A 17425-nucleotide genomic window follows, 5' to 3' on the forward strand; every position below is an offset into this window, starting at 1 on the left:
TCGAACAAACAAAAAACCCATGCGAATTCACATGGGTTTTTACACAACTATTGATCTAATTTTAGTTTCTTCAATTGTTCTGCAAGTGCGTTATTGATTGGTTCTTCCACTTTCTTTTGTTTTTTCATATATTTAGACACATCGTGCTTACTGGCTCGTTTTTGATTGGATTGTGATTTGCGTTTTTCGAAAACAGACAGTTTCTCTCTATGACCACAAACACAGGCAAATATTTTGCCATCACCTTCTCCTCGTAGCTCAAGCTTTTTATGACAGTTCGGGCAGCGTGCATTTGTTTTCTTTGCCACATTTTTTCGATGTCCACATTCTCTATCCTGACAAACAAGCATGGTACCGTTTTTCCCGTTCACTTTTAACATGAGTTTTCCGCAGTCAGGGCAATGTGTGCCTGTCATGTTGTCATGCTTAAAGGTTTGGTTCGTTTGTTTGATTTCAGATACGGCTTGTTTTGCATATGACTTCATTTCACTCATGAATTGAGAAGCTTTCAATTGGCCTTTCGCAATTTTAGAAAGCTTTTGTTCCCATTCCGCTGTTAACGCAGGTGACTTTAAATCTTCAGGTACTAAAGAAAGCAGCTGCTTCCCTTTCGATGTGATGAAGATGTCTTTGCCTTTTTTCTCAATTAAGAAGCTGTTAAACAGTTTCTCAATGATATCAGCTCGAGTTGCCACTGTCCCCAATCCACCCGTTTCGCCAAGGGTTTTCACTAAGTCTTTTTCCTTGTTCTCCATAAATGCAGACGGGTTCTCCATGGCAGATAAAAGGGTCGCTTCGTTAAAACGAGCAGGAGGTTTCGTTTCGCCTTTTGTCTCTTTTAATTGGCGTACGTCAAGTGACTGCCCCTCTGTTAATGCCGGCAAGTGCTGATCTGCTTCAGCTGATTCCTCGTCTTCATAGGAATCATCGTACACGGCTTTCCAGCCGGCTGATTGCACAATTTTTCCTTTCGCTGTGAATGTCTCACTGCCGATCTTGGCGATCACTGTGGTTTCCTCATATTCAAAAGGGGTCATCAGTACAGCGAGGAATCGCTTGGCAATCAGGTCATATAATTTACGCTCTTTATCACTTAATGCACCCGGATACAGCTCTTCCTCGGTTGGAATGATCGCATGGTGATCTGACACTTTGGCATCGTTGACAAAACCTTTATGTGCTTTAATGCCTGATTGTAGAATGCGATTCACATGCTGCGCGTAAGGTCTAACGTTCATTCCTTTGAGTCGATCTTTTAATGTGGGAACGATATCTGCCGAAATAAAACGTGAATCTGTACGCGGGTACGTCACAAGCTTATGCTGTTCATACAGACGCTGAAGTGTAGACAGTGTTTCTTTTGCTGAAAAACCGTAGCGTTTATGGGCATCACGCTGCAATTCTGTCAGGTCATACAATCCTGGAGCAAAGGCTTTTTTCGCTGTTTTTTTCAGTGCATCAATCACTGCAGGTTTTCCTTTACAGGCTGCCAAGCGCTCCGTCACTACATCCTCTTGGAATGTACGGTTTTGTTTGGTCTTTGCATCCTGCCAAGTCAGCGTCAGTCCGTCTACTTGTGCCGTCAGCCCAAAGAACGACTTCGGCTGGAATTGCTGAATGTCTTCCTCTCGCTTGGCGATCATAGCAATCGTTGGCGTTTGCACACGTCCACAGGATAACTGCGCATTGAACTTCGTTGTCAGCGCTCTTGTTGCGTTGATTCCTACAATCCAGTCTGCCTCTGCACGCGCAACCGCCGAGCGATACAGGTTATCATACTCTCTGCCGTCTTTTAATCGTTTGAACCCTTCTTGAATGGCTTTGTCTGTAACAGACGAAATCCATAAACGTTTTAGAGGCTTTTTCACATGGGCTTTTTCAAGAATCCACCTTGCCACAAGCTCCCCTTCACGTCCAGCATCTGTTGCGATGACAATGTCTTTTACATCTTTTCTCGCCAGCTGCGCTTTGACCGCTTGAAACTGTTTCCCTGTCTTTTTCATCACGACAAGCTTGAGTGGTTCTGGAATAATTGGTAAATCCTCTAGACGCCAGGATTGAAATTCTTTCCCGTAGCCTTCTGGATCAGCCAGTGTCACCAAGTGGCCAAGCGCCCACGTGACAATGTATTGATCTCCTTCTAAGAAACCATTTCCTTTTTTATGACACTTCAGCACACGTGCAAGGTCACGTCCTACCGAAGGTTTCTCTGCTAATACAACTGTTTTTGACACTAGATTTCACATCTCTTTCTTCTATCCATCCTTTTATTATAGCAGACGTGGAGATGCGGTTCTAATGGCTAAAAAATTCAATGATCTTCTAGAAAATAAATTCTGGCAATGTTATATTTAATTAAATTATTTTACAAATTAGGAGCAATTTATGAAAATAATTAATAATTACATACACAACGTATCTTTTTTTGATCTCTGCTCGACATCTCTCCTCTATTTTATTATTACTATGATATTATTTTCTGAAAATGAATATTTATTACTTATCTCTATACTACTAATCCCTTTTACATGGATATTAAAAATAGTGAGTATAATTAATTCATTCAAGAATTTCAAAAATATAGACATTAGTGAACCAGGGTTTAAATCAGATCGTGTAGCTAGAGGGAAAACCTATATATACATTTCTATATTGACTTTGATTTTAGGATTTATAACATTTAAATATCTCGGATATCATTATTTCAGCAATTTTCATACAATTTCTTTCTTATGCTTTATTATATGTTTATTTTTTAGTGGACTTGCAATAAGTAAAAATAGTTATATTTTCAGATTCTGTTGTATTATTAGTGTAACATTTTTAGGATTATTCACATTGTTTTTAATTATTGTCTCTTTTATATCTATGATATCTTTACTTTTGAGTTTTTTACCAATAGAATCTGGTAATATTAGACAAGAATTTTTTGTACAACTTTATAACGTATTTTCGCTAAAAACTTTAATTAGTCTTTCCTATGTAATTGAAAGCCACTCATACGAGTTTATAACACTATCTATCTACTCAACTGTATTTTTATGCATAACTGTAATTATCCATCCAGCATATCAACTTGAGCAATTAAGTACTGCTTTTAAAATAAGCAATATCACTTTAACATTAAGCTCATTAGCCATATTTTTCTTTGTGAGTACAAGTTTTACATCAATTTCTTTAAACGAACTTAAAAATTGGGAATACTACAAGGATATTGATATCGCAGAGATTCAGAATAATTTCTCTAACTTTAAAACATATTTAAGTAATTTCTCCAAAGCAAATATTATAAGTGTTGGTACTATTTTTTTTGCACCTTATGTAGTGGGAATTTTAATTACATCTTTTTTACTCGACCTTAGGTTAAAACAAACAAAAAAAGTTTCTGCAGATATCTTAGAAAAATCCATGTTATTAAATCTTTCTTATAAAAACGAACACTTCATATCAAAAAAATATTTTTACTACAATGGCGATAAAAATCTATGGAAAATGCATAATGACTTAAACACTTTAAAGAAGAAAAATTCTGAATAAATTAAGTATAAAAAAGACATTTTTTAAAAATAACATGAACATATTTTGAATTTTTCGTAGATTTCAGCATGTTCAGGCGATCTTTCGTTTATATTAGAAGATGAGAAACTAGCTTTTATACAGGAGGATTTGTATATGCATACAAGTATTAGCCGTCTGAGACAGGCGGGGTTTATTGAGGGTATGTCTCTTTTAACCCTTCTTTTAATTGCCATGCCTCTAAAATATTTTGCGGATATTCCGATGGCGGTCACCATTGTGGGCTCTCTTCATGGCGCATTGTTTGTGATCTATATGCTCGTTTTGGCATATGTGACCTTTAAAGTTCGCTGGCATTTGAAATGGTCCATCGCCGGATTCTTTGCGGCATTCATTCCTTTCGGCAACTTCGCCTATGACAAGGTGCTTCGCCAGTATGATACAAAAGCTTAATCAAAAAGGGCTAAAACGATATTCGTTTTAGCCCTTTTTCTACACGCTGACGTATTTTTTAAATCGATGCATATTTCACAATGGCTGCTTGACGTGTCATTTCGTGATATGCCACCCATAATTCATCACCTGGCAAGACGCTAGTGATCGGATCGATTGGCTGTTTCACTTCATACATCACGCCTTCTCTCTCAATCTGAATGATCGCTAACGGCTGGTTGCCGATGACACCGGAAAATGTGACATGGGTCACTTTTGCACTTCCTTGTTTCTCTTGCATAAGACTGATTTCTTTATCCAGCTCTTCTTGTTTTGTCTGCATCGTGATTTGAGTTCCTGGCGCGACCTCCATATGATCAGGGATGAATTGGCTGACCGTTTTTGTGATGGATTGATCTCCGCTAGAAACCGTCACATCCAGCATAATAGGCTTCTGATCATGAATTGTGACTGGATATTGCTTCACCCGTTGGATCGTTCCTGTCAATGTCACGTCTTTCCCCGAACGATTCCGCACTTCATGCCCATAGGCTGCCATTTTCAGCTGACCACTGATGTCGACGAGATCGGCTTTTTCTCCTGTTCTAAATTCAAAACCAGCGGCTTGAATCATCGGAATGGTATACCTTTTCTGATCTGCTTCAAATGTAAGTGATAAGACGGTGCCTCGTCCTACGGTTCCATATGATTCTATGTTTCTTAAAATAGCGCCTTTGATGAACTTTGGCTCGCTTGGCTGCGAGAAGTCACCTTCTTTTAAGAGCATCGCTTTTTTCTTTTTCGGATTGTAGAGAATGGCGATACGCTGACCCGGTTGCGGTATCTGAGTATAGGATACAACCGTTTTAACCGCCTTCTCGATATTTCTCCCATCATATTGAAATTGAAGTTGCATGTTGACCAGCGGCTGTTCGTTGATGTAGGTACCCGTTTCTTTGACTGATACAATATTGGCTTCTAATGTGACACTGTCTTTTATCTTGTTCTTTCTCACCAGTCTCAAAATCGGTGGCAGGAAGATCGCTAGCACAAATAACAGCAGTGGGATAAAGATCCATATCACCCAGTTGAGAATGAGTGGTCCGCCCTTCATGACATATTGTATAAAGGTGTCAACAGACGTTTGGTGGGCTGGACTGGCATTTTCGATTGAGATGACCTTTTGCAAAGGAAATTCCTTTAGCTGTTTGCTTTTCGTCTCAAAGGCCCCCGTTAATTGGTTGCCAAGTGAATAATAGAGCCAATTGCTCTTCACATTTTTATGAAAAGAGAGATCTTCTTTTTGTAAAGATTCATATGACAACGACTGAGACAGCTTGCTGGCAGACGTCGCCTTATTCGTGCGATGATTATAAATATAACCAGTCAGCTTGCCTTTTGCTTCGTCCTTTGCTGTAGAGCCTAAAAGAAGAACTTCTTCTTCATTCAGCTGGTAGATAAAGGTTTGGTACATCGGTTTTGGTGTTGGGACGACTTCCCCAAGCCTTCCCTCTGCATCCACTTTCCTTGGTCTTTTTGGATAGTTGGATTCGACAGCGACAGCAACGTTTTGTGAAGATCCGATCGTTTTTTTCAGTTGCTGCACGACTTTATCTTCAATGAGGCTAAACGGTTCTGCACTTTTGGAGACATAGACCCCAAGCTGATGCTTCTCGTTTGAGATTCCGCTGACATACGCCTTCTGGTCATTTTTCAAAGTCAATTCAAACATAGGGAATGGGGTCTGCCCTCTAAAAGAATTCATGACGACATCGATGGAAACAGGTCTTGCTGGTAGCTTCAGCTCGCTGAGATTGTGGACATGAAACTGACCATTCTTTAGCTCACCGAGGACCGCAGCAGCGCCTTCCATTTCTCCTGTAAACACGAGACGTCCATTCCATTGATATGTATTCGTTTTTAAAAATGAGGGAATCTGTAAGTTTTGCTTGACGAGTTCTTTCTTTGCTCCGCTTGGAGACAGTTTTTCGATCAACAGCTGATCGTCTTTATTTTTTAAAGCAAGTAAGAGATGGTTCCCTTGAATAGATGGCAGCATTTCATTAAACGTATCGCTTTCCGTTATCCATTCACTGATTCTTTTTCCTGATTGAGGATCATACATTGCAAAATGGAGCTGCTGGTTTTTTGATACAGCACTCACTACTCGTTTTCCTTCATCGAATGTAAATATTTGTTTGACGTCATATTGCGTCGCTTTCCCTGCTGACAAATCATCTTGGTAATGGTTCCACACCAAGACACTAAGAATGATTGCTGGAATAAAGAAGACAATATACCTGAGGAAAATCACTGGTATTCTTTTCACTTGATCGCTTCCTTTCATGGAGTTCCTTTTTCTTATACGTCAGTGCAGCGAGAATGTTTCATGCTAGAAAAATACCATTCCAACTTTCTAAATCCATATTTTACATATTTGATTGTTTACGATAAAATCCAATCAGATTCAAAAAAAGGATGTTATCTCAATGGATAAGCTATCATCGATCATTCTAGCGGCTTGGCTGCGTGTTCCCCGTTGGTTCAAGCAATGGCTGCTCGTATCTATGACCATTTTCTTTTTTTATATGTGCTTTGTAAAGGGGCTGACTAGCTGGTACACCTTGCCGCCTGTCACTTTGCTCGCATGCGCCATTTGTTCCTTCTTCATCTGGATGGTGTGGCTAAACAATCAAAAAAACAAGTGAAAAGGAGAATTTCATGAAAGAATCCATCTTTTATTTTGCTATCTCTTTTGTTCTTCAATGGGTTTGGTTTGGGGTTGTGCATCCAGATAGAGGCGTGACACTGCTGGACATGTTGATCTTCTCTATTTTGTTTACGGTGATGTTCTTTTTTATTGGCCGGATTTGGAGATATCAGAAGAAAGGGCGAAGTGAGTGATGATGAAGCATTTCCTCTTTCTGTCGATGAGTGTTCGTTGTTCTATTGTTAGCGGCGAATCTTTTTGAAGGGGATGTCATGCGGATGGTGTCCGCTTTTAACCTAAAAAAGGCTGCCAAATAGATGGCAGCCCGTTTCTTACTCTTTTCATGCAAATAAATAATCAATGTTTAATCTCCGTCACGGAGTGTATGAATTAAGATTCGATCATATCAGTGTGTCATATGTGTTCCGAGTGAACCTACGTTTGAAAGTAAACGCCATGGAAGTTCTGGATAACAAGACAACGAAAGCCCTACCTCTCATTCGTCCTTACGGCTCCGAAGCCGTGCCAGTGTGAATTGTAAATCAAAACGTCTTTTTTCCATTCTTCCGCTTTTATAGGGGGCGGTTGCAGAAGGAAAAGAATAAGTTTGTTCGCTTTGACAGCGTCTCGTTCTTATCAAGTAGAAGCTCTATTGCTTCTCATTATGTCATAGAAAAAAGAAAGTTTACTTTCTTTATTTATTTGCTATTTCAACACTTAATATAAAACTATAACACGTTCCCCCAACTTACGCAAGTGTTAAAGTGATAATTCTGCTGGTGTCCGGTTTCCTTCGTTCATATAACGAATGGAGGTTGGGTCAATCTTAAGGATTACTAGGTTTGGATCATCTTTTCCTTTAAACCATTTCTCCATCTCATCAGACCAAAGGCGGTCGATCAGTTCTGGATCATCAGTTAATGTGGCTTTACCTGCGATTTCTGCATATGTGTCCCCAAATCCTTCACCTGAATAACCAATGAGAATATGAACATTCGGATTTTTTTCAATCTCATCCGCTTTATGTGTTTCTTTGCTTGTTGGTGTATATAATGTCAGCCCTTCATGAAAAAAAGTCATATAGCGGGTATGCGGCTTATCTTGTTCAACAGTCGCCAATGTTCCCACTTTTTGTTCGTCTAATAAGTTCATTACCTTTTGCTTTAACTCTTCTTGTGACATGTATCTTCACTCCTTCAAAATGTCATCCGTACTCTTAGGTTTCCACGACAATCCATTCATTAAACAAAGAAATGTGTTTTTCATAAAAAGACATCTTCTAGCTGATGCTATAAAAAACGGACACATTGAAAGGGGAAATTGAATATGCATCATGAAACGATGTTCCATTTGAGTTCACTTGTTATTGCAGCGGTTGTTGTGGGCATTATCATATGGTCTGTCTCATCTGTACAGAAGAATCGGAAGAAATACTAAATACACCGCCCAATCAAAGCTGGGCGGCGTGTTTATTGATCATGTATTCATAAAGGAACCGCCGTTGACGTGAAGTGTCTGTCCCGTCATATAAGACGATTCGTCCGAAGCAAGCAGTACATAGCAGCCTACATGCTCCACAGGCTGTCCTGGTCTTCCCATTGGCGTCTCGGCCCCGAAGTTTTCGACACTGTCTTCATCAAATGTAGATGGAATGAGCGGCGTCCAAATTGGGCCGGGCGCCACACCGTTTACCCGAATACCATCTTTCACAAGCGACTGTGCCATAGAACGAGTAAAGCCGTTGATGGCCCCTTTTGTCGCCGTATAATCAATGAGCACTTTGTTGCCTCGATACGGGTTAATAGATGTTGTATTAATAATGGAACTTCCCGGTTTTAAGTAATCGAGTGCCTTCTTCGTAAAATAAAAATAAGAATAGAAATTGGTTCTAAAGGTTTGGTGAAGCTGTTCACTAGAAATATCTTGAATACGTTCTTTCGGATGCTGTTCGGCCGCATTATTGACTAAGATGTCCAGCTGTCCAAAGGCTTCAACTGTCTTTTCTACCGCTTTCTCGCAAAAGGCTTCGTCCCCGACATCCCCTGCAATTGTTAAACATTTGACGCCTTCCTGTTCTACACGTTTTTGCGTATCCTCTGCATCCTCATGTTCATTTAAGTATACGATCGCGACATGAGCTCCTTCTTTGGCATACGCGACAGAAACGGCACGTCCAATTCCGCTGTCTCCACCTGTAATCAGCGCTACTTTTCCTTTTAGCTTACCAGACCCTTTATACGATTCATCCTCATAGATCGGCGCAGGATTCATTTCTCTTTCACTGCCTGGCTGCTGATCCTGCGTTTGGCGCGGAATGCCATTTGTTAAGTATTCACGTAAATCCATGTGTAAGCTCCTCCTTGATTTGTTGATGTATCCTTTCATTACCACTTCATTTTTTTACTCAAACATCCCTATGCGTCATCAATGCGTTTTGAAAATTGACAGGTTTCAGGGTGGGGAAAATGGGTTACATAAACATAAAAAAGGAGCGTTCTCACATGCTGTCAACCATTTCTAAAACCTTTAGCAGACCAAAAGGCTGGCTCGGAAGCATCGCAGGTTTTATTATGGCAAATGAAAATAAGGCACTGAATCAATGGGCGATCCAGCATTTAGATTTATCAGATGGTGAAAACATATTGGAAATAGGCTATGGCCCCGGCTATAGCATCAAACATATGCTCAAGCATTATGACGATCTTCACATTGATGGACTAGATGCTTCTTCAACTATGAAGGAACAGGCGCATTCGCGTATAAAGAAACGATCCAAAGAGAAGCAGGTCCGGCTGTATGTCGGGAAAATTGAAAAAACGCGCCTGCCGACAGATCAGTATGACAAAGTACTTTCTGTTAACAATTATACGATTTGGGATGACCCAAAGGCTGGCGCACTCAACCTTTATCACACCTTGAAGCCGGGCGGAACACTCGTCATTGTGATGCAGCCAAGAGAAAAAGGAGCGGACGCCAATCGGACAAAAGAAATGGGCGAAAGCATCCTCAATGATTTAGAATTTGCTGGATTTGATCAGTTTTCCGTTGAATATGAAGAGATTCGTCCCACCCTCGCTGTCTGTGTCACAGCAAAAAAGCCGAGAAGCGAATAAGCTCTCGGCTTTTTTCTTACCATTTTGCCTCTTTGACAAATTGATAAAAAAGTTGATGTAATTTCTGTTCAATCTCTTCCTTTGTTCCTTGTCCATAAAGCGCCATGCTTTCTTCGCTTTCAATGATGGATGAACTGATCAGGCTAAACATTTCAGACCCTTCTTTGCCAAGCTCTAGCGGCGCCAGCATGAGGAGCATTCTGGACATAAGCTGCTGCCCGCCATCCATGCTTTTGATCTCATATGCCTCATCAAGATCATAGATATGAAAGACCGGTTTCTTAATGAGATCATGCTTTAAGTGAAAAAGAGCAAACTCGGTTCCTGGAATGCCTAAACCACCTTGCTGCTCACGCTCAAGTAAACCGGCTGTCACTTCGTCTGCACGTTCTAAATAGCCTTGACTTTCAACCTGACGCATCAGCGCTCTCATTGTTGACTCATGCTGCTCCGTCGTCCTCTTTTTTTCGATTGTAAAATGGGACAAGATGCTGCGAATCACTGACATATAATTCGTGATTTGCTCTGCCATTCCTATCATATCAACCGTTTCCTCCACCGATTCTTTTGCAGATTCCTGCGCTCTTTTTTTCTCAATCAGATAAGGAATTTTTCGTTTAATATGAGACTTGACCCGCACTGCGTCATCCTCGTTTAAGAGCGGGCTGACCATAATGTAATCAATATGCTCATAGGGGATCGGCACGGTTGATACGATCATGTCATAGCTCGCAGCGTCGATTTCCTTTAGCTCCATTAAGGAAGATAGATCGAATTTGGCGATCTCAGGCAATTCTTTTTTTAATCGTGATGCGAGCATTTTGGACGAACCGATGCCGCTTGAGCAAACGACCAATGCATGAATCTTTGTTTCTTCTTTTTTAATTTCAAGCACCGAACCAAAATGAAGCACGATAAAGGCAATTTCATCCTCTGGAAATTCGATCTCAGGAAAGAAGCGCTCCACACCTTCTTCAATCGCCATGAACAGCAAGAAGTAGTCTTTTTTTATTTGTTGTGTGAGCGGATTGTAAATCCGCATCTTTTCTTTTAAACGGTTCATAGCTGGTTCAAGATGAGACACGAGTCCCTCATACAATGAATCGTTTTCATTTAAATGGTAGCCTGTTTTATGAGAAATAAAGTCAATGAGTTTCTTCGTTCTCAGCGCAATATCTAACTCAATCTCATCAATGCGGTATTCTGCCGTAAAGCTTCGATTTGCACTACGCAAATGGATGGTCATGTAGCCGACCTCCGCTTCAGGAATCTCTACATTAAACATGCGTTCTAATGCTCGTGCGATTCTGAGTGAAGATTCAAATTCCTTCGTCCGCTTTAATTCAAGCAATTCTTCCTCTTCCATCCGAATGGTTTCACCGATTTGAATGCGTTCAATGGCATAGGTTAAGTGAACGACAAGTGCAATATAGGCACTATCTGACAACGAGAGAGAGAGTCTGTTTTTCAAATGAAAGAGCAGCCTTTCTACCTTGAGCAGCTGTCCTCGACTGACTACCCCAAACACCTTTTCAGTCGCTTTCGTTCGATGTTTAATATTCATCTCAATCGTTTCGAGAAATAATTGAATGTCGAGACGGTCAACGATCAGGTTCCCGACAATTTTTCGTTTGGCTTCCTCAGGCCCTTTTAATTCAATGCCGTACCCACGCTTGCGGATAAGCAGTAAACCGTAGGGAGCGATCCAGTCCGTCAGTTCATCTAAGTCGTAGCTGATGGTCGCATTTGTAACCTGCAAGTCGGCTGCAAGTGTATATAATTTCACCGGTTCTTTTGCTTCAAGCAGGGCACACAGGATTAAGAGCTTCCGTTCATCAGAACTATATTCAATTTGATCTTCATTTGAAATATGAGACAGAAGCCGCTGTTTGTCTTCCTGTTCACCGACCGCCTTCAAGCCCTTCCCCGGCTGTTTATCAAGTGATAGGTTGTAATTCTTTAAAATAGGTTTAATGGATTTAAGTTCTCTATGAATGGTTCTTGTACTTACTTGAACAGAATCGGCGATCTCACGAATGGTGACATAACGATTTTGCTGAATCATATATTTGATCACTTTCTGTTCTCGTGCCGTTATGTACATGAAATGCCTCCTTCTGCTTAAATAGGTCTATTGTCACACTTTAATATAAAACGCTTTCACTGATCGATGCAACCTGAAGTTGATCTAAATTTGGCACACAGGTTGTGACAAAATGAAAGACTCACACGTTTCTCCAAAAGGAAGGTCCATAATCCTTTTGATGAAATTGAATCGTTAGTTCATGAAATGGCAGTGTGCCCCCGACCTTTAATGAATAGGTAGGATGATAGACGGGAGAGCCAAAGCAATACTCCATCGTCCCTTCCTCCGGCCGAAACATGACGGTTCGCATCGTCCCAAACAGCTCTTCATAATTGTGCACAGTCAGACCAGCAGGGTATTCTGCCTGAAATAGTTCCGTAAGAGACTCGCTTGACGGCTGTTCTTCTAAAGCTTGAATTAACATGTCGTACCTGACAACAGAATGATGTTTCGTCAACCCTTTTGCCGTGTGATCAGCGAGCGGATGGTTCGTAGCCGCAATAAATCCACGCTCCGGCCTTCTCACCTTTTTTTGCCCATCAATCATTTCAATCACAGCCGCCTCTCCCTGCCGGTCAGCAAGCATTAGATGAACATTAGACGCGACGGGCATTTCCTGTACCAAACGGACGGCATCCTCCACCGTTTTACAGGACTCTAGCACAGCACGAATAACATGATATACTTGCAAGCCAGCAACAGCCGGCGGCTTTAAGCCTGGTTCGTTGCCAATAGGCGGACCGCATGCAGAAAATGTCACCGATAGACCATGTTCATTCATCCCATCCGATCGACCAAATAAGATTAATGATGAGCCTGTATGGACTGCTGAGCCCTTCACATGTGTAGATACAAGACGCATATCATCAAACAGCGGAGAAAAATCATAGTTGCGCAGCATCACCGTTTGTTGATTGGCAGCCTCATTCCCCTGCATCACACAATGGGAACAGCCTGGCTGAAGATGCGAAGAATAGAAAAAGGTCAAATCGCTTTCATCTATTTGCATTTCATCACAAAATCCCGAGAGCTCTTCCTCTAACTGAGGAAGAAACGGTCGAATCAGCTGCTTCGTTTCCTTCACAGCCTCTTTTGATAACGGTTCTGATTGAATATATTGTTTTTTAAGCAAAGGGTGCTCCTTCAGCCAGACAGCCTGCTGCTTTCCTACCTCATAAGCTGTTCCTTTCAATTCATGAAAATACGCGCTCATCTCCTGCATGCATACACCTCTTTTGTCTTGTTTCTTTTATCATATCGAAACAGCCCTTCATTTAAAAGAATGCAAAAAACTGCAATCCCGCGGGATCACAGTTGCTTAGCGGATTGTTGAAACAGCGCTTCTGCCATTGCTTCATATCCTTTGTGGTTCGGATGAAATTGATCAATCGATAAGTATGCGCTTTGATGTCCTTCAAATACACCGTAAATATCCACCACTTCTACATGTGGATTCGCAGCAAGCTGGCCAAGGTGATGGTTGTATTGCTTCAGCCATCTCTCGGCGATCGGAATCTCAGGAAAAGGATTATATAAATTCAATAAATATACGCAGTATGGTTGATGCTGTCCTCTTTTTATCAGAGCGATTTCTTGAACCATTTTGCTAAAATTCGCCTGACAATGCATAGACGCTTGCAGCAGTGTCTTTTCATCTTCACCTTTTTCATACTGCAGAACAGCTTGAACAAGATCATTCCCGCAGCCTGTGATGGTGATGATGTCAGCATGAGCAATCGCCCGTATTACATCAGACCGCTGAAAAAGCTGCAAGATCTCTTCCGTTGTTAACCCTGATTTCGCAAATACGGACAGTTTCACCGGTATATGCAGCTTCTTTTCAAGCTTCGCCGCATATCGCTCTGTAAAACCGCCGCCAAATAAACGTGCCCCCACCCCAACCGTTAAGGAATCTCCAATCGCAACATAGGATCGTCCCACTCTTATCCCTCACTCTCTCCTGCCTTCTCTTATATATACGAAAAAGAAGAACAAATGCTTGTAGCAGATGGCTTAAAGGCATCCACCTTTTTTTCAAAGACGCAGGATGAGCGCATTTACAAACACTTTACTTGCGATATCGATCCATTTTTTGTTCAATGGGAGTAGGGTTTTTTTGCTTAAATCGCAGCTTTGAAGCGTTTCAGAAAAATTTACAAACTTTTTATCTTGATTTCAAGACTTTATACCTTGACTTCAAACTATATAGTGATTACAATGAAAATATCAGTTTTTATGTAACTGTGCTTGTTACATCTTTTTCATAGCATTCCAATATGATTAAAGATGCCACATATTCAGTGTATCTTTGGGATACGCTAAAAAAATCATTGAAACAGGAAGGATTGAATGAACATGGCAAAAGTTTTATACATCACTGCACATCCGCATGATGAAACAGTTTCTTACAGTATGGCTACTGCTAAAGCATTTATCGAATCTTATAAGGAAGCAAATCCAAGTGACGAGGTTGTACATATCGATTTGTACAAAGAAAACATTCCTCACATTGATGCAGATGTATTCGCTGGATGGGGCAAGCTTCAATCTGGTGCTGGCTTCGATACACTTTCAGCTGAAGAGCAAGCGAAAGTTGCTCGCCTAAACGAATTAAGCGATCAATTCGTTTCTGCTGACAAATACGTATTTGTTTCACCACTTTGGAACTTCTCATTCCCACCAGTTCTTAAAGCATACATCGACTCTGTTGCTGTAGCTGGTAAAACATTCAAATACACTGAGCAAGGTCCTGTTGGATTACTAACAGACAAAAAAGCGCTACACATCCAAGCACGTGGCGGATACTACACTGAAGGTCCTGCTGCTGAACTAGAAGCAGGTCACCGTTACCTTGGAACAATTGCAAACTTCTTCGGTATTCCTTCTTTCGAAGGTCTTATTGTTGAAGGTCACAATGCTGAGCCTGCAAAAGCAGAACAAATTAAAGCAGATGCGATCGAACGTGCAAAAGCTTTAGGTAAAACTTTCTAATCATGAACACGCAAAAAGCCAATGATCTTAACGGTCATTGGCTTTTTATTTGTTCAGATGCAAAACCTAATTCTTTTGAAATGCCGCTGGCCGCTTTTTTGACCTGCTCAATTAAATAAGGAAGCCGTTCCTTTTGATAGCCTGCCTCAAACCCTGCAATACTAATGCCTGCTGCCACTTCTCCGTGATGATTGAAAATGGGCGCTCCAATAGCCGCAGTATAGTTTTCAAGCTCTGAATAGCTTAACGTATATCCGCGTCTGTTTGATTCTTCGATCATGTTTCGCAGGACATCTTTATCGGTAATGGTTCCGATCCCGATTTTCCCGAGCTCTACCGAATCAATATAGGCAAGTCTCTCTTCCTCTGGCAAAAAGGAAAGAATACTTCTCGCACAAGCTCCCGCATATAATGGGGATCTTCTTCCGACAGCGGTATAGAGCCGGACAGGCTGCGTTCCTTCCATTTTCTCCACATAAATCGCTTCATCTCCTTCACGAATAATGAGCTGAACAGCTTCACCTACCTCATCACGCAAGTTTTCCATAAAGGGCCTTGCAATTCTACGGATATCGAGGCGATCGGCGACAAGCTGACCATATTCAAGGAACATCAATCCTAATCGGTAAACACCTGAAGGATGCTTTTCTAATAACCCCATATCGGCTAACGAGTTGGCCATTCGGTGTACAGATGTTTTGGGCATGCTCGAGAGCTCAATCATGTCATTTAACGTTAATTGTTCGTGTGTGATAAAAAGCCGTAATATCTCCATTGATTTCACAACGGTTTTATTTGTGTTCTGCATGTTTCTCACCTTTTCTAAAACGAAAATGCTTCGAGTTTTAATCTTGCCGTCAGGTCCTTCATCTCTGCTTCTTGTGTGAATAAGGCTTGCTCTGCTTCTTTGCGGTCAATTTGTTGAAACGTGAGATTCGCACCAGGCATCGCCTGCGCAATGAGCGGCAAATCGACTGTTGCCACCTCACCAATTCGGGGATATCCACCTGTCGTCTGGCGATCAGCGAGCAAAATAATCGGCTGGCCGTCAGGAGGAATTTGAATAGAGCCAAAAGCAACCGCTTCTGAAATCAATTCAAGCTTTTGCTTTAAACGTATCGATTCCCCTTTCAATCTGCATCCCATACGATCAGATTGGGGAGTGACCTGATAAGACCGTTCGAAAAAAGCCTGCTGCGATTCTTCCTGAAAATGAGATAGATGTCTGCCTGCCAGCACTCGAATGACTGGTGATTTCCCGAGAGGCAAAAAATGCGCATGATTGACTGTCCATTCTGGCGCACGTTCCCCTTTGCTTTTTAACATGTGAACTAGGCTCACCGCCAGTGATGACGGTTCTCCAATTGGCAGGACGTCTCCTTTTTCTAGCGGACGCCCTTCTATCCCGCCTATCTTCGCTCTGACATACGTACTTTTACTTTTCATCACCGGCTCAACATCAAATCCACCGGCTACAGCGAGGTAGGAGCGGCATCCCCTCTTACAAGGGCCAAAGGTGATCGTGCTTCCTGCTCGAATGAAGAGCGGTTTCCATAGAGGCGCTTGTTCCCCGTCAATCTCAATCTCCACATCAGCACCGGTCACGGCGATCAGCTGATCCTTCTGACATGTCAACACTGGACCGGGCCCCATTAATGTGATTTCCAGCACCGCTTCGTTTTCTTGATTCCCGGTGAGGATGTTGGCGATTCGGAGCGAGAGCGGGTCCATGCTGCCGCTCGTTAACACACCGTACTTCTGATAGCCTATCCTCCCTTTATCTTGAATGGTGGTGAACATTCCTGGCTTGATGACATGCATACTCAACGATCTTCCTCCTTCATGCTGAAAAATTCCTTTTCAGACAGTTGAACAAATCGAACCTCGTCCCCTGCCTTTAGAAGACTAGGTCTCTCAGCATTCGGCCGAAATAAGGACAAAGGGGTTTGTCCAATGAGCTGCCAGCCTCCGGGTGTAGATATCGGATAAACCCCTGTCTGCTTCCCCGCAATACCCACAGATCCTTTTGGAATCGACATTCTTGGTGTTTGTCTGCGCGGAGCTGCAATTTTTTCAGAAAGTCCGCCTAAAAACGGGAACCCAGGAGCAAACCCAATCATATAGACAAGATACGTCCCGGATGTGTGAATGCGTACAACTTCTTCAGGCGTCAAATCATTGATACGGGCGACTTCTTCTAAGTCAGGACCGAGCTCTCCTCCATAACATACAGGAATGTCGACGATCCGGCGCTTTGCCTGATTCCCCTCCTGCCAGTTGTCTTCAAGGAGGTTTTCAATATAGTCTTTGACCCATTCATACGGAGAGATCGCACGTTGCTTAAGCTGAGCAGATTGATACACCTTATAGGGCTCATAAAAGACGGTCACGTTTGTAAAAGCTTGAACAGCTTCCACATATCCTTCAAATGGATGCTGTTCAATACATGAAAACAGCTGCTTCACACGCTCATGAATGTCTTCACTTATGTCAGTCCCGGCTTGTATGACAATGGCTGCGTCTCCTAGCGGGTGGAACGTGATCGTATCTTTTATCGTTGAAAATGCCACTTTTATG

Annotated in this window: 16 protein-coding genes; 6 read left to right on the top strand and 10 right to left on the bottom strand. The window is 41.8% G+C overall.

The features are described 5' to 3' along the window. Positions 1-47: 47 nt before the first annotated feature. Positions 48-2234: a DNA topoisomerase III gene (gene topB / locus KVT11_RS18030; protein ID WP_116307442.1), complete on the bottom strand. Its 2187-nt coding sequence runs from the start codon at positions 2232-2234 to the stop codon at positions 48-50. A gap of 604 nt (positions 2235-2838) precedes the next feature. On the opposite strand from topB, the gene KVT11_RS18035 reads away from it, so the two are divergent. Both KVT11_RS18035 and KVT11_RS18040 read left to right on the top strand, forming a co-directional pair. Continuing rightward, positions 2839-3537: a hypothetical protein gene (locus tag KVT11_RS18035; protein ID WP_142759406.1), complete on the top strand. Its 699-nt coding sequence runs from the start codon at positions 2839-2841 to the stop codon at positions 3535-3537. 135 nt (positions 3538-3672) lie between these two features. Next, positions 3673-3969 (top strand): DUF3817 domain-containing protein, encoded by a 297-nt coding sequence (locus tag KVT11_RS18040; protein WP_034664017.1) that lies wholly within the window; start codon positions 3673-3675, stop codon positions 3967-3969. A 58-nt stretch (positions 3970-4027) separates the two neighbouring features. On the opposite strand, the gene KVT11_RS18045 is transcribed toward KVT11_RS18040, so the two are convergent. After that, positions 4028-6277 carry a hypothetical protein gene (locus KVT11_RS18045; RefSeq protein ID WP_240692387.1) on the bottom strand — a complete coding sequence of 750 codons (2250 nt, stop codon included), beginning with the start codon at positions 6275-6277 and terminating at the stop codon, positions 4028-4030. A gap of 160 nt (positions 6278-6437) precedes the next feature. On the opposite strand from KVT11_RS18045, the gene KVT11_RS18050 reads away from it, so the two are divergent. Further along, entirely contained in the window at positions 6438-6656 is a 219-nt protein-coding gene (locus KVT11_RS18050) for a hypothetical protein (RefSeq protein WP_116307436.1), read from the top strand. 13 nt (positions 6657-6669) lie between these two features. After that, a complete protein-coding gene (locus KVT11_RS18055; protein WP_008347162.1) occupies positions 6670-6852 on the top strand; it encodes a hypothetical protein in 183 nt (60 codons plus the stop codon). A 565-nt stretch (positions 6853-7417) separates the two neighbouring features. On the opposite strand, the gene KVT11_RS18060 is transcribed toward KVT11_RS18055, so the two are convergent. After that, positions 7418-7840, bottom strand: a complete 423-nt coding sequence (locus KVT11_RS18060; protein WP_008347166.1) for a pyridoxamine 5'-phosphate oxidase family protein — start codon at positions 7838-7840, stop codon at positions 7418-7420. Positions 7841-8134: 294 nt separating this feature from the next. Then, the gene (locus tag KVT11_RS18065; protein WP_025206772.1) at positions 8135-9004 is read right to left on the bottom strand and encodes an SDR family oxidoreductase; all 870 of its coding nucleotides are present in this window, start codon (positions 9002-9004) and stop codon (positions 8135-8137) included. Between the two features lie 155 nt (positions 9005-9159). Between KVT11_RS18065 and KVT11_RS18070 the strand changes: the two genes are divergently transcribed. Then, a complete protein-coding gene (locus KVT11_RS18070) occupies positions 9160-9771 on the top strand; it encodes a class I SAM-dependent methyltransferase (RefSeq protein ID WP_136944940.1) in 612 nt (203 codons plus the stop codon). Positions 9772-9787: 16 nt separating this feature from the next. On the opposite strand, the gene KVT11_RS18075 is transcribed toward KVT11_RS18070, so the two are convergent. The 3 genes from KVT11_RS18075 to KVT11_RS18085 all read right to left on the bottom strand — a co-directional run bounded on the left by KVT11_RS18075 (position 9788) and on the right by KVT11_RS18085 (position 13798). Further along, positions 9788-11875 carry a BglG family transcription antiterminator gene (locus KVT11_RS18075; protein WP_007498087.1) on the bottom strand — a complete coding sequence of 696 codons (2088 nt, stop codon included), beginning with the start codon at positions 11873-11875 and terminating at the stop codon, positions 9788-9790. A gap of 121 nt (positions 11876-11996) precedes the next feature. Next, positions 11997-13079, bottom strand: a complete 1083-nt coding sequence (locus tag KVT11_RS18080; protein WP_136944939.1) for a C45 family autoproteolytic acyltransferase/hydrolase — start codon at positions 13077-13079, stop codon at positions 11997-11999. A gap of 86 nt (positions 13080-13165) precedes the next feature. Then, positions 13166-13798: a GDSL-type esterase/lipase family protein gene (locus KVT11_RS18085; RefSeq protein ID WP_217609105.1), complete on the bottom strand. Its 633-nt coding sequence runs from the start codon at positions 13796-13798 to the stop codon at positions 13166-13168. 414 nt (positions 13799-14212) lie between these two features. Between KVT11_RS18085 and KVT11_RS18090 the strand changes: the two genes are divergently transcribed. Then, a complete protein-coding gene (locus KVT11_RS18090; RefSeq protein WP_024720223.1) occupies positions 14213-14848 on the top strand; it encodes an FMN-dependent NADH-azoreductase in 636 nt (211 codons plus the stop codon). A gap of 34 nt (positions 14849-14882) precedes the next feature. Here KVT11_RS18090 and KVT11_RS18095 read toward each other — a convergent pair whose 3' ends face one another. Genes KVT11_RS18095 through pxpB form a run of 3 tightly spaced genes read right to left on the bottom strand, consistent with a single transcriptional unit; the run spans position 14883 to position 17418 of the window. Next, positions 14883-15656: an IclR family transcriptional regulator gene (locus tag KVT11_RS18095; protein WP_007498093.1), complete on the bottom strand. Its 774-nt coding sequence runs from the start codon at positions 15654-15656 to the stop codon at positions 14883-14885. A gap of 14 nt (positions 15657-15670) precedes the next feature. Then, positions 15671-16675 carry a 5-oxoprolinase subunit C family protein gene (locus KVT11_RS18100; RefSeq protein WP_108611482.1) on the bottom strand — a complete coding sequence of 335 codons (1005 nt, stop codon included), beginning with the start codon at positions 16673-16675 and terminating at the stop codon, positions 15671-15673. After that, the gene (pxpB, locus tag KVT11_RS18105; RefSeq protein ID WP_024720220.1) at positions 16672-17418 is read right to left on the bottom strand and encodes a 5-oxoprolinase subunit PxpB; all 747 of its coding nucleotides are present in this window, start codon (positions 17416-17418) and stop codon (positions 16672-16674) included. The genes KVT11_RS18100 and pxpB overlap by 4 nt, the downstream gene beginning before the upstream one ends. Between the last annotated feature and the right edge of the window lie 7 nt (positions 17419-17425).

The sequence above is a fragment of the Bacillus sp. GbtcB10 genome (genome assembly GCF_019091365.1).
In the GTDB taxonomy this organism is placed as follows: domain Bacteria; phylum Bacillota; class Bacilli; order Bacillales; family Bacillaceae; genus Bacillus; species Bacillus altitudinis.